3 protein-coding genes and 2 pseudogenes are annotated in these 15,409 nt (G+C 38.4%); all 5 read right to left on the reverse strand.

Going from position 1 to position 15,409, the window contains the following annotated elements:
• Positions 1-4 precede the first annotated feature (4 nt).
• A complete protein-coding gene (locus tag OWR28_RS14885; RefSeq protein ID WP_332387264.1) occupies positions 5-940 on the reverse strand; it encodes an alpha/beta hydrolase in 936 nt (311 codons plus the stop codon).
• 115 nt (positions 941-1,055) lie between these two features.
• Positions 1,056-1,451 (reverse strand): hypothetical protein, encoded by a 396-nt coding sequence (locus OWR28_RS14890; RefSeq protein WP_332387265.1) that lies wholly within the window; start codon positions 1,449-1,451, stop codon positions 1,056-1,058.
• 325 nt (positions 1,452-1,776) lie between these two features.
• Positions 1,777-2,919, reverse strand: a complete 1,143-nt coding sequence (locus OWR28_RS27050) for a thioesterase domain-containing protein (RefSeq protein WP_494168474.1) — start codon at positions 2,917-2,919, stop codon at positions 1,777-1,779.
• Positions 2,920-3,095: 176 nt separating this feature from the next.
• A pseudogene (locus tag OWR28_RS14900) lies at positions 3,096-9,275 on the reverse strand (AMP-binding protein); the annotation flags it as partial.
• A 173-nt stretch (positions 9,276-9,448) separates the two neighbouring features.
• A pseudogene (locus OWR28_RS14910) lies at positions 9,449-15,093 on the reverse strand (amino acid adenylation domain-containing protein).
• Positions 15,094-15,409: the final 316 nt, after the last annotated feature.

The raw sequence follows: 15,409 nt of genomic DNA on the forward strand, positions 1-15,409 counted from the left end.
TCTGTTATTTTTTAACAGCTGAAGTTAGGAAAGCTGAAACTTTCTCCATTGCTTGTTTTCCTGCATCCTCTTTTAAATTAAACTGATATTCGTGTGGCAATGCCGGACTATACTCGCGGGGATAAAATAAAGTATCAACTTTGACATTCATTTCAGTCAGCCTGCGGGCTAACGAATGGGATTGACCCGCCAATGGATCTCCATTCCCAACACTAATAAATGCCGGCGGAAATGTTGACGAAATATAATTGTATACTGAAGCAGGAGCGATCTTGGGATCTGTCAGAAAATCTTCAGTTCCCGTGTATGCCCAAAGAACAGTCTTTAAAAACCTTTTATACTTTCCTTCAAAATCTACTTGTTTGAGATCATAAGCACCACAAAATAAAATTACACCAGAAAGCTGTGATCTTGTAATGGAAGGAAACATTTTCATCTCAGTGGCATAAGACGGTTCAGAAATAATATTGGCTAGCTGTGCAGCAATATGAGCTCCACCTGAATCACCTGCAATGATGATGGTCTCAGGATCAACATGAAGACTCTTGCTGTTATTTATAAGATAGTCCAATGCCTGATTAGCCTGAATGACAGGAGTAGGATAAGTATGTTCCGGAGCAATGGAATAATTAATGGCGACCACCGTAAATCCCTTTGCCGCAAGAATTTTACAATAATTGGCAACATTCTCTTTACTTCCGGAAACCCACCCACCACCATGAATCCACATGATAGTAGGAAGTATTTTTCGAATTTTGATCAGAGATTGCGGATAGTAAATATCAAGGTAAGCGTCTTTATCGTCCTTTTGATATTGCAGATTGCCTATCGAAGCCACTCCGGCAGGTACGAAAGGCTGAAGGGCTTTTGCTGTTTTTTTCCTGTTTTGTTGAAAGCAAGACGTATCAGCATAGCCTCCGGCCAGGGACTGATCTGACAAAATACAAAAGAGCCACCACCTAAAATGATGAAACAGGCAAAGAATTTCATCACAATTGTCTTTATCGCCTTAAAAGCTTTATTCATATTTATCATTTCCATGGTTATCGGAATTATTAGTAGGATATTTTTCTAAGTTTCTGTTGTCGCTCAGGTTCCTTTGTATGATGAAAAACAACCATATTAAGATTTCGGTTTAAGAAAGTGATCTCGCCATTAATATCGGAAAATCGATATTCACTATTTTCTGCAGTATATTCAGGTAAATCGATACTTTTCTTAAGCTCATGAGTCTCTCCAGCCAAATGTATGGTCACCATGTTGGTAACCGTATTAATAATAACTTCCATTTCATCCTCTGTAAATTGATCATCAAGATATACGTTCTTAATCACCTTATTGGTATGAGTCTGCTTTTCACCCTTAAATAGTTTTGTCTTTCCAGGCTGTTCACATGCTGTTACTAAATAAATCAACAACATTAGAAAGAAAGGTATTTTTTTCCATAGCAATACATTGTTTTAGGTTATTCTAGCCAACAACAATAGCTAATACTCAATTGTTCACTATTTACAACATTGTTGTTAACCTTAAAGCTTGCGATGAAAATGTAGTTCCTCTACTTTTTTGTAAATTTAAGACTTATACAATATGGAACTAGGAATAAGATGTAGGTTTATATTGTATGGATTGTAATATTATCACTACTAAACAATGATAAGGCTGCATATTATTTGTAATTCATTCATATCTTTTGGTTAGAACTAGCTAACATTAGTATTGGGATAGGGTTTTGGTCATAATGAAAAGCAGCCGGAAAATAATCCGGCTACACAACTAATTAAACAAAAAAACTTTAAAAGTCTTATTTAAATTATTGAGATTCATTTTTTTATGAATTTTGTATAAACTTTTGATGATGTCTATGATAAATTTGTTCTCCTTTACAATATCCTGGTGCGATGTTTGAACCGGGTATACAGTTAGTTGGCTGCGATCCTCTGTTATTTTTTCAACATTATTACATTCTAACTGATGGACATGATCAAAAAGCAGCTGATTTTCTTTTTCTCCCTTGGTCATCGCCTTTAATAATATCATCTTTGTGAACTTCAGACAAGTGGAAATCCCCTGTCCAACAATACTGTGTTCAGCCAAAACAAACTTTTTGGATGCTATGAAAAGTTCACTGCCTATTGGAGTATTAAACTGCTCACTAATTGCTTCATCAGATGGTGGAGAAGAAAGTTTCATCAGTTCTGGGTCTTCAGCTCTGAGTATTGTATCCAACATCAGTATCGTAATGTTTTTATAGCCTCTACTTTCTAAAATTGATGCAATCTCCAGAGCAATCTGCCCACCTAAACACCATCCAATCAAAACATACTCTTCCTGATGGCTGGTTTTCTGTATTGCGTCCATATGATTCAGGTAATATATGGCAAGATTATGAAGATTACTTATCTTTTCAATATGGTATAAATTATAGGAATCTACTCCGTAGCAATGATAATAGGGTTTTAGTTTTTCAGCAAGTTCCTTGTAAACTTCACATCCCGCACCTCCGGGATGAATCATGAAAACTTTAGGCATTCCAGGTACATGATTTAAAGATGTTACGGCCTTATACTCAGGCTCATAATAATTGATGATCAAACTTATTTTTTTAATGGTCTTTTCATTAAAAACATCAATAACTTTAAGTTGTATCCCTGTTTTCTGATAAATTTTATTCACCAGTTTAATGGCCATTATACTGTTTCCTCCCAATCTGAAAAAATCATCATGGATACCAATAGAACCGGGATCTAAACCCAATACTTCTCCATAAATGTCAGCCAGCTGCTCCTGTAAAGGTGTCTGAGGAATTACATATTCTGTTTCTCCGGTAAATAAAGGTTCAGGTAAGGACTTTCTGTCGACCTTTCCGTTGATGGTAACTGGTAACGCTTTTAAGTGAACATAGGCAGAAGGAATCATATAATCTGGCAGCACTTCAGATAAAAGCAGTGAAATAGCATCGGATTTCAAAGGTCTATCAGAAACATAGTAAGCGGCCAGGTATTTTAATCCCGTAATGTTTTCCCTGCACTCCACTACCGCCTGGCGGATACCCTGCAACCCAACCAGCGCTGTCTCAACTTCCCCGGCCTCTATCCGGTAACCGCGAATCTTAATCTGGGAGTCGTTACGTCCGAGGTATTCAAGGTCGCCATTGGGAAGAATACGCACAAGATCGCCGGTTTTATAAATCCGGCCATTATAGCCTGATGATCTTTCCTCTTCTGTCTGGAAAGGGTTAGACAAAAAGCGCTCGGAACTAAGTTCTGGTAGGTTTAAGTATCCCCTGGAGATTCCTGCCCCTCCGATATAAAGCTCTCCTATTGCACCAATAGGAACCGGACGAAGATAGGAGTCCAGAACATACACAGATGTATTATCAATAGGACGGCCGATATTGAGAGGATTACCATCATTATGATACACATGGGAAGTAGCACATACAGTGGATTCAGTAGGACCGTATTCATTAAGGAAAACAATATCACTGTAAGAGTTCCTGTCAATATCAGGGAAGCTCTCACCTCCGGCAAAAATCAGCTTTAAAGCAGTATCAGCAAGCAGTTCTTTCAGTAATACAGGAGGAATAAACGACACTTCTATTCCATTATCTTTTATATAGCGGTTGAGATCTGCAGCACAGAGCCTCTGCTCATCACTAAACAGCCATAGCGTATTACCACAGCAAAGCACAGGAAATATCTCATTAACAAATGCATCAAAAACATAATTTGAATAACAGCCCACATGGGTATATTCATTAAAACGGTGCGAACGGATCATAAAAGTAACAAGATTTACTACTCCGCTGTGTTCAATCATAACGCCTTTTGGTCTCCCTGTGGTCCCACTGGTATAGATAACATACGCCAGATGATCTGGTCTTACATCAGTAACAGGATTATCCCGGGAGCTTCTTTGAATTTCACATGCGGAATCCTTATCATCCAGATTCAAAATTGCAGGACCTTTTACTCCGGTTTCAAAAATACATTCATACAGCTTTGATACAGTGTTATCTTCTCCAAGAACCAACCTTGAACCCGTATCACTCAGAATATGACAAAGCCTCTCTACAGGATAGCCTGGATCAATAGGTACATAAGCGCCCCCGCTTTCAGAACTCCCAATATTCCTATCACCATCTTTTCTGAACGATTAAAACAAACAGGGATGAGTTCATCAGGACAAATATCATAATGCTGAATCAGGTAATGAGCCAGCTGATTGGCTTTTTCGTTCAGTTCACGGTAAGAAAGACGTCTTTCTCCGTATACCAATGCTGTAAGATCAGGAGCTCTGAAAGTCTGCTGCTCAAATAAACCGTGTAATGTAACCTCTTTGTCATAGTCTGAACAAATTCCCCGAAGACCTGATATCTCTTCATCAACCCAGTGAATCTCACTAAGCCTGACATCTGAAGATCCACCCTGGAACAGGTCAGAAAACTGTTTAAGAATATACTGATAGGTGCTGATCATCTGTTCTATCGTAGTTTCCTTGAACAGGGACGTTGCAAAGTTAAATGTTCCGCAAAGTTCTTCTCTCTGATCATCAATCATCGTGGTCAGATCAAACATTGCTGTTTCATTCTCTATCCCACTATCAAAAAGATGGAAAAAACAATTTTCATCAGTCCCTTTTGCAGTTACAGGTCCGAAGCTTTGAAGCCCAAACATCACCTGAAATAAAGGATGACGGGACGAATCCTGTTCAAGGTTAAGGGCATCCACTAACTTTTCAAAAGGAAGGTCCTGATGTATCTGGCCTCCTAATACCCCGGAAGATACGCTGATAATAAAGTCATGTACACTTACATTAAAATCCAATTTTTGGCGAAGAACAAGAATATTGACAAAAAAACCGATCAGGTTCTCCAGACCCGGATAGTGACGGTTAGCTACCGGAGTACCGATGATAAGATCTTCCTGTCCGCTGTACGAAGACAGCATCAGATAATAGCCACTAAGCATGACACTATATAAACTCACTCCTAAGTTCTTCGATACAATCCTTAAACGTGAACTTATTTCAGAAGAAATACTGAAACTGAGTGTTTTTCCTTCATGACTGATTCTGGATGGACGCTGAAAATCCAAGGGAAGATTCAGCGTTTCAAATCCTGAAAGCTCACCCAGCCAGTACCCCAGCTGCTTGTCTAAAATCTTTTCAGTCACATATTTTCTTTGCCACAGGGCAAAATCTTTATATTGAAATGGTAAAGAAGGAAGCACAGGAAGAATACCTGAAGAAAGTGACTGATAAATGCTGTTCAAGTCACGTAAAAAAATGCCAATAGACCAGCCATCGAAAGCTATATGATGGATGACCAAAGACAGATAATAATCATCTTCATAATCCAGCACTTTTACCCTCACAGGCAGTTCTTCCTGAAGATTAAACCTTTCATTCAGTTCCCTACTAACAACCTGCATAAAATCTTCCAGGCTTCCAACTTTTACCAAAGGTAATTCCAAAGACTGATCACTCACAATCTGATAACCGGAGCCATCAGAATCCATCAAAATAAGGGTACGCAGAATCTCATGTCTTTCAAGAAGCATATCCAATGCCTCTTGTAACAATCTGAGATCTGTTTCCTTATCCAAACGCAAAATCATGGGAATATTATAAACATCGCTTCCTCCTTCATAGTTCTCAATAAACCATAACCTTTCCTGGCCAAATGATAGATACTGTTCCCGGGGATGTCTTACAATTGCAGGACGAATATCTTCTTCTCCGAAATCCGGCAGGCTTTCAAGAGCCTGTGATAAGCTTACAATGCTTTTATTACTGAATACCATTCCTCCCGAAGCCTTCCGGCCGGTCTTCTGATAAATTTTATTCACCAGTTTAATGGCCATTATACTGTTTCCTCCCAGTCTGAAAAAATCATCATGGATACCAATAGAACCGGGATCTAAACCCAATACTTCTCCATAAATGTCAGCCAGCTGCTCCTGTAAAGGTGTCTGAGGAATTACATATTCTGTTTCTCCGGTAAATAAAGGTTCAGGTAAGGACTTTCTGTCGACCTTTCCGTTGATGGTAACTGGTAACGCTTTTAAGTGAACATAGGCAGAAGGAATCATATAATCTGGCAGCACTTCAGATAAAAGCAGTGAAATAGCATCGGATTTCAAAGGTTTATCAGAAACATAGTAAGCGGCCAGGTATTTTAATCCAGTAATGTTTTCCCTGCACTCCACTACCGCCTGGCGGATACCCTGCAACCCAACCAGCGCTGTCTCAACTTCCCCGGCCTCTATCCGGTAACCGCGAATCTTAATCTGAGAGTCGTTACGTCCGAGGTATTCAAGGTCGCCATTGGGAAGAATACGCACAAGATCGCCGGTTTTATAAATCCGGCCATTATAGCCTGATGATCTTTCCTCTTCTGTCTGGAAAGGGTTAGACAAAAAGCGCTCGGAACTAAGTTCTGGTAGGTTTAAGTATCCCCTGGAGATTCCTGCCCCTCCGATATAAAGCTCTCCTATTGCACCAATAGGAACCGGACGAAGATAGGAGTCCAGAACATACACAGATGTATTATCAATAGGACGGCCGATATTGAGAGGATTGCTGTTATCATACCTAATTTGTTTAAAAGTTGAATATATTGTACATTCAGTAGGACCGTATAAATTATATACGTTCTTATGAAGGGACCAGTACTTCCCGGTTTCTTCATCACCTGGCTCACCTGCGTACATCAAAGTCTGCAAAGAAGGGAAATCGCAATGGGGCAATAAAGAAAGTATTACAGGAGGAAGATAAGCATGGGTAATATCATGAGTTAAAATATATTCTTTAACCAGCTCAATGTCCTTTTTGGTAGATTCATCTAAGATGTGTAGTTCGTTGCCATACAATAATGCACTGAAAATCTCTGCAACGGAAACATCAAAAACATAAGAAGTATAAGCCATTAATCTGCCTGTTTCGCAAAAGCTATATACACCCCTTAATCCTTCTGTGAGATTAATAACACTCGTATGTTCTATCATTACACCTTTAGGTTTACCTGTTGTTCCGCTGGTATAAATAACATACGCTAAATCATTTGATTTCACTTCAGTTTCAGGATTATCATTTCTACAGGCGGCAAGTTCCTTAATGATCTTTTCATTATCAAGACAAATAATATCTGATATATCATATCCCAGTTTAGCCACACAGGATTCTTCGGTAATTATCATACGTGCTCCGGTATCCGGAAGAATATGTTTCCTTCTTTCCGGCGGAAAACTCGGTTCCAGAGGGACATATGCCCCTCCTGCTTTAAGCACTGCAAGAATCGCAATAATCATCTGTTCTGAGCGGTATAAGCATAAAGGAATAAGTTCGTCAGGTTTTATTTTATATTTTGTAATTAAATAATGAGCAAGACGGTTCGATCTCTCATTAAGTTCCTGGTATGTTAGTTTTACATTTTGATAAACTAAGGCTGTTTGTCTTGGAGTTCGGGAAACCTGCCTTTCAAATACCGTGTGTATTGTAGCATCCCTGTTATAAACTGAATAGGTTCCATTGAGCAGCGAAAACCAGTTATAATCTTCTGCCCCTAGCAGCTGAAGTTTTGAAAGCTTTACTTCCGATCCTCCGGAATGATGCAATGCTGCCATCTGCTTTAAAATATAAAGATAAGTAGATTTCATTTTCTCTATTGTGGATTCTGTATAAAGAGAACTTGCATAATTAAATGATCCTGATAAAACTTCGTCAGAATCATTAATCATGGTAGTGATATCAAACTTAGCAGTATCATAAGATACATACCCTTCAAAAGGATGAAGGAAAGAATTTCCTTTATATATATCATCAGTTACTTTGCTAAAACTTTCGAAACCAAACATGACCTGGAAGATAGGATGCCTTGAATGATCATGTTCAATATCAAGAACATTAACCAATTTTTCAAAAGGAAGATCCTGATTGAGCTGTGCTCCGGAAACTGAGGTAGAAACTTTTTGAATAAACGCGCTGATATCTATATCAAAGTCTATTGTTTCGCGAAGAACCAGCGTATTCACAAATAATCCTATCATATTCTCCAATCCGTCATAATGACGATTGGCAAATGGTGATCCCACAACAATATCGTTCTGCCCAGAAAAAGAAGATAACATGAGATAGTATCCACTAAGCATTACACTATAAAGGCTAACGCCAAGCTTTTTGGCTAAAGATCTGATGTCAGAACTTATTTGTGAAGGTATTATAAATAAAATATTGCTGCCTTTATATGAGATTTCTGAAGGACGTTTAAAATCCAAAGGAAGATTTAAGGTTTCAAAACTTTTGAGATAGGACTTCCAATACTCAGTTTGTTTTTCTAAAATTGTATTTTTAAGATAGTTTCGCTGCCATAATGCATAATCCTTATATTGAAAATCCAATACCTGAAGCTCATATTGACACCCAGAAGATAATGCCTCGTAAATTGTATAAAGTTCACGCAAGAAAATTTCAACAGACCAACCATCAAACGCAATGTGATGAAAAACGACAGACAGGTAACAATCATCATTCATTGAAAAAACATGTATAGAAACCGGAATTTCTTCTGATAAACAAAAGGTTCTCTTCGCTTCTTTAGACAGCTCAGCTTCCAGATCTTTAAAACTACTGACCTTATGGACAGCCGGTTCCCAATAATAGTCTGTCAGCTTTTGATAACCCACCCCATCACTGTTTGTCAAAATCAAACTTCTAAGAATTTCATGTCTCTGTATGAGAATCATCAGAGATTCAGCCAGAATGGAAATATCTACACCTTTGTCTATACGGAATGCCAGCGGTATATTATATGCGTTATTTCCACCTTTAAATTGATCTATAAACCATAATCCTTCCTGAGAAAATGACAAAAGCTGTTCCTCTTCAAATTCAATATATACCTGATCTATGTATACTTTCTCTGTATTAGATAGCCCCTCAATCACATTAGTCAGTTCAGCAATACTTTTATTACCAAATACAGCTGAGACACTGATCTGTCTGTTCAGGGACTGATTAATCTTTGCAATTAGCTTAATTGCCATAATGCTGTTCCCTCCCAATCTGAAAAAATCATCATAAATACTAATTTGATCAGGATCGAGAGCCAGAACTTCTCCATAAATCCATACCAATTGCTCCTCTATTTCGTTTCTGGCGGCAACATATTTTGTTTCGCCCGTTAATAAAGGTTCTGGTAATGATTTTTTATCCAATTTACCATTTATCGTTAACGGAAGTTCATTTAAATGAACGTAAGCTGAAGGGACCATATGATCTGGAAGCACTTTTGATAATGCTGCTGCAAGATCAAAAGGTTCAAATGGAAGATCAGAGACATAGTAAGCAGTAAGATATTTTAGTCCAACTTTGCTTTCCCTTGTTATCAGCACAGCCTTGCGAATACCACTTAGTCCTACAAGAGCTGCTTCGATTTCCCCGGCCTCTATCCGGTAACCGCGAATCTTAATCTGAGAATCGTTACGCCCAAGGTATTCAAGGTCACCGTTGGGAAGAATACGTACAAGGTCACCGGTCTTGTAAATCCTTCTGTTAGAATTTGATTTTTTTCCTCTTCTGTCTGGAAAGGGTTAAATAAAAATCGTTCTGCAGTAAGCCTTGTGAGATTTAAATATCCACGTGCCAAACCAACTCCGGCGATATAAAGTTCTCCTATTGCACCAATGGGAACAAGGCGTAAATAGGAGTCAAGAATATATACCGAAGTATTGCCAATAGGTTGACCAATATTAAGAGGATTATCATCTTCACTGTAATGATGATAGGTAGCACATACTGTTGTTTCCGTAGGACCATAAGCATTAATCACATCAATTCCTGCTTTCTTGTAACACTTCATGATTTCAGGATTTGTAATATCTCCGGCAACAATAATTTTCTCCACTGGTAAAATTGAGTCTTTGTCAAGGAGTGCAGGAGGAATTGTAGCAACTTTAATTTGATGTTTAGTAATATATGCACGCAACATTTCCAGATCAGTTCTCATTTCGTTAGGCAAAATATGCAGCACATGACCTAAGGCCAATACCGAATATACCTCCCAAACGTGCGCGTCAAAAACATAATCAGCATACCAGAGTAAATTTTGCTGTTCTGATCGGTATAATGCTTCTTCCAGATCCAATATTAAACCCTGTTGTTCTATTAAATTTACTACTCCGCTGTGTTCAATCATAACGCCTTTTGGTCTCCCTGTGGTCCCACTGGTATAGATAACATAAGCCAGATGATCTGGTCTTACCCCGGTAACAGGATTATCCCGGGAGCTTCTTTGAATTTCACATGCAGAATTCTTATCATCCAGATTCAAAATTGCAGGACCTTTTACTCCGGTTTCAAAAATACATTCATACAGCTTTGATACAGTGTTATCTTCTCCAAGAACAAGCCTTGAACCCGTATCACTCAGAATATGACAAAGCCTCTCTACAGGATAGCCTGGATCAATAGGTGCATAAGCGCCCCCGCTTTCAAAACTCCCAATATTCCTATCACCATCTTTTCTGAACGATTAAAACAAACAGGGATGAGTTCATCAGGACAAATATCATAATGCTGAATCAGGTAATGAGCCAGCTGATTGGCTTTTTCGTTCAGTTCACGGTAAGAAAGACGTCTTTCTCCGTATACCAATGCTGTAAGATCAGGAGCTCTGAAAGTCTGCTGCTCAAATAAACCGTGCAACGTAACCCCTTTGTCATAGTCTGAACAAATTCCCCGAAGACCTAATATCTCTTCATCAACCCAGTGAATCTCACTAAGCCTGACATCCGAGCATTCACCCTGAAACAGGTCAGAAAACTGTTTAAGAATATACTGATAGGTGCTGATCATCCGTTCTATCGTAGTTTCCTTGAACAGGGACTTTGCAAAGTTAAATGTTCCGCAAAGTTCTTCTCTCTGATCATCAATCATCGTGGTCAGATCAAACATTGCTGTTTCATTCTCTATCCCACTATCAAAAAGATGGAAAAAACAATTTTCATCAGTCCCTTCTGCAGTTACAGGTCCGAAGCTTTGAAGCCCAAACATCACCTGAAATAAAGGATGACGGGACGAATCCTGTTCAAGGTTAAAAGCATCCACTAACTTTTCAAAAGGAAGGTCCTGATGTATCTGGCCTCCTAATACCCCGGAAGATACGCTGATAATAAAGTCACGTACACTTACATTAAAATCCAATTTTTGGCGAAGAACAAGAATATTGACAAAAAAACCGATCAGGTTCTCCAGACCCGGATAGTGACGGTTAGCTACCGGAGTACCGATGATAAGATCTTCCTGTCCGCTGTACGAAGACAGCATCAGATAGTAGCCGCTAAGCATGACACTATATAAACTCACTCCTAAGTTCTTCGATACAATCCTTAAACGTGAACTTATTTCAGAAGAAATACTGAAACTGAGTGTTTTTCCTTCATAACTGATTCTGGATGGACGCTGAAAATCCAAGGGAAGATTCAGCGTTTCAAATCCTGAAAGCTCACCCAGCCAGTACCCCAGCTGCTTGTCTAAAATCTTGTCAGTTACATATTTTCTTTGCCATAGGGCAAAATCTTTATATTGAAATGGTAAAGAAGGAAGCACAGGAAGAATACCTGAAGAAAGTGACTGATAAATGCTGTTCAAGTCACGTAAAAAAATGCCAATAGACCAGCCATCGAAAGCTATATGATGGATGACCAAAGACAGATAATAGTCATCTTCATAATCCAGCACTTTTACCCTTACAGGCAGTTCTTCCTGAAGATTAAACCTTTCATTCAGTTCCCAATTAACAACCTGCATAAAATCTTCCAGGCTTCCAACTTTTACCAAAGGTAATTCCAAAGACTGATCACTCACAATCTGATAACCGGAGCCATCAGAATCCATCAAAATAAGGGTACGCAGAATCTCATGTCTTTCAAGAAGCATATCCAATGCCTCTTGTAACAATCTGAGATCTGTTTCCTTATCCAAACGCAAAATCATGGGAATATTATAAACATCGCTTCCTCCTTCATAGTTCTCAATAAACCATAATCTTTCCTGGCCAAATGATAGATACTGTTCCCGGGGATGTCTTACAATTGCAGGACGAATATCTTCTTCTCCGAAATCCGGCAGGCTTTCAAGAGCCTGTGATAAGCTTACAATGCTTTTATTACTGAATACCATTCCTCCCGGAGCCTTCCGGCCGGTCTTCTGATAAATTTTATTCACCAGTTTAATGGCCATTATACTGTTTCCTCCCAGTCTGAAAAAATCATCATGGATACCAATAGAACCGGGATCTAAGCCCAATACTTCTCCATAAATGTCAGCCAGCTGCTCCTGTAAAGGTGTCTGAGGACTTACATATTCTGTTTCTCCGGTAAATAAAGGTTCAGGTAAGGACTTTCTGTCGACCTTTCCGTTGATGGTAACTGGTAACGCTTTTAAGTGAACATAGGCAGAGGGAATCATATAATCTGGCAGCACTTCAGATAAAAGCAGTGAAATAAAATCCGATTTCAAAGCACTATCAGAAACATAGTAAGCGGCCAGGTATTTTAATCCCGTAATGTTTTCCCTGCACTCCACTACCGCCTGGCGGATACCCTGCAACCCTACCAGCGCTGTCTCAATCTCCCCGGCCTCTATCCGGTAACCGCGAATCTTAATCTGAGAGTCGTTACGCCCAAGGTATTCAAGGTCGCCATTGGGAAGAATACGCACAAGATCGCCGGTTTTATAAATCCGGCCATTATAGCCTGATGATCTTTCCTCTTCTGTCTGGAAAGGGTTGGACAAAAAGCGCTCGGAACTAAGTTCTGGCAGGTTTAAGTATCCCCTGGAGATTCCTACCCCTCCGATATAAAGCTCTCCTACTGCACCAATAGGAACCGGACGAAGACAGGAGTCCAGAACATACACAGATGTATTATCAATAGGACGGCCAATATTGAGAGGATTACCATCATTATGATACACATGGGAAGTAGCACATACAGTGGATTCAGTGGGACCGTATTCATTAAGGAAAACAATATCACTGTAAGAGTTCCTGTCAATATCAGGGAAGCTCTCACCTCCAGCAAAAATCAGCTTTAAAGCAGTATCAGCAAGCAGTTCTTTCAATAATACAGGAGGAATAAACGACACTTCTATTCCATTATCTTTTATATAGCGGTTGAGATCTGCAGCACAGAGCCTCTGCTCATCACTAAACAGCCATAGCGTATTACCACAGCAAAGCACAGGAAATACCTCATTAACAAATGCATCAAAAACATAATTGGAATAACAGCCCACATGGGTATATTCATTAAAACGGTGCGAACGGATCATAAAAGTAACAAGATTTACTACTCCGTTGTGTTCAATCATGACACCTTTTGGTCTCCCTGTGGTCCCACTGGTATAGATAACATAAGCCAGATGATCTGGTCTTACCCCGGTAACAGGATTATCCCGGGAGCTTCTTTGAATTTCACATGCAGAATCCTTATCATCCAGATTCAAAATTGCAGGACCTTTTACTCCGGTTTCAAAAATACATTCATACAGCTTTGATACAGTGTTATCTTCTCCAAGAACAAGCCTTGAACCCGTATCACTCAGAATATGACAAAGCCTCTCTACAGGATAGCCTGGATCAATAGGTACATAAGCGCCCCCCGCTTTCAAAACTCCCAATATTCCTATCACCATCGTTTCTGAACGATTAAAACAAACAGGGATGAGTTCATCAGGACAAATATCATAATGCTGAATCAGGTAATGAGCCAGCTGATTGGCTTTTTCGTTCAGTTCACGGTAAGAAAGACGTCTTTCTCCGTACACCAATGCTGTAAGATCAGGAGCTCTGAAAGTCTGCTGCTCAAATAAACCGTGAAGGGTAGATTCCCGGTCATAATATTTTACCGTATCATTCTGAGAATGGATCACGTGGTGATACATTTCATTATTTAGCAAGTAATAATCTGAAATTAACCGATTCATTTTATTATTTGATAAATCCTCCAGAACAGAAATAAACAGATTTTTATAAAGCTTGGCGAAGTTAAAAACCAATTGAGGATTAAACCGTGATTTATTATATAATACATTATAATGTAGTATTCCGTTTTTGATTTCCTGTTCAATCGAAATACTACCAGCTATGTCCATAACCAGTTCATCATTAACTGTCACATCAGTAATTCCATTATAATTAATAAAAAGTTCTTTAAAACCACCTTGAGAAAAATTAAACTCCAGAATATCCGGTCTTGGGGCATTCTTAAGAAGATCGCTTATAGGTAAGTAATCTGCTTTAGTGTTCAATAAGTTATTGACATACTCAATATTCTGACTGATTAAATCTTTAAGTTTTGTATCCGAAGAAAAATAATAGCCTTTAACTGTTGTATTAACATGTGAGCTTAAAATATAGTTTTGCTGTTTTTTAATACTTACCGGATAATCAATAATCAGTTGGTTAACTCCTGAAATCCGATGGAGTAAAATGGCCAATATCATCTGGCCAAAGGCATAGGGACTCAGTTTATAGTTTTCTGCTAACAGTTTCATCTTAGAAAGAACTTCTTCTGAAAATTCAAAGTTTAATTCATCTATCGGGATACGATGACTTTCAGTATTATCATTATATACTTCTAGAAATTTAAATCCCGGATTTTCAATATTCTCTAAATGTTTACTCCAAAAATCAGCAATGACCGCCTGACCAGTATTTAATATGGCTCTTACCTCATTATTCATCTCATCAAGCAGACGAAACTGCTCTGCAAGGCTTATCGGATTGCAATAGTTGCTATTATTATAATACTTACCCAGCTCACTATATAGGAAATTATCTGTCAACCGATCAATAAGAATACTTGAGAAGACATAAATTATCCGATATTTTTCATCATCCTGTCCCATTATATAAAATCTCACCAATTGATCATTTACAAGATCAAATGGTTCGGATACAAGATTTAAAAGCTCCTGAGAGTCCGTCTGATCATCAAGAAATATGAGTAGCGAACTAGTGTTAGATAACAAAGTCCTGCTTTTCCAAAATAATTCTCCTCCTCTATATATTATGTTACTATTAACCAATAAATTACTATTAACAAATTTTATCAGGCTTATATTAAGCTTCTCTATATCAATATCTCCCGCGAAGGTTTGATCTAAAATAATATGCGGATCACCTTTTGTCGGGTTTAATTTCCAATTGTCATAAAAACTTCCTGATATGGTGTTAGTTTTAATAAAAATTCTTGCTTCATCATAATAAGAATATTAATTACACATACCTCTACTTAATAACAGCTGCATTTTTCACTTATCTTATGTTTATTATGGCTTAATGATTATTAGAGTAGTAAAGAAGAATTTATATGATTGTTACATGACAGGACTGCCATTCCAT

The organism is Chryseobacterium sp. 1B4, from assembly GCF_036631475.1.
In the GTDB taxonomy this organism is placed as follows: Bacteria; Bacteroidota; Bacteroidia; order Flavobacteriales; family Weeksellaceae; genus Chryseobacterium.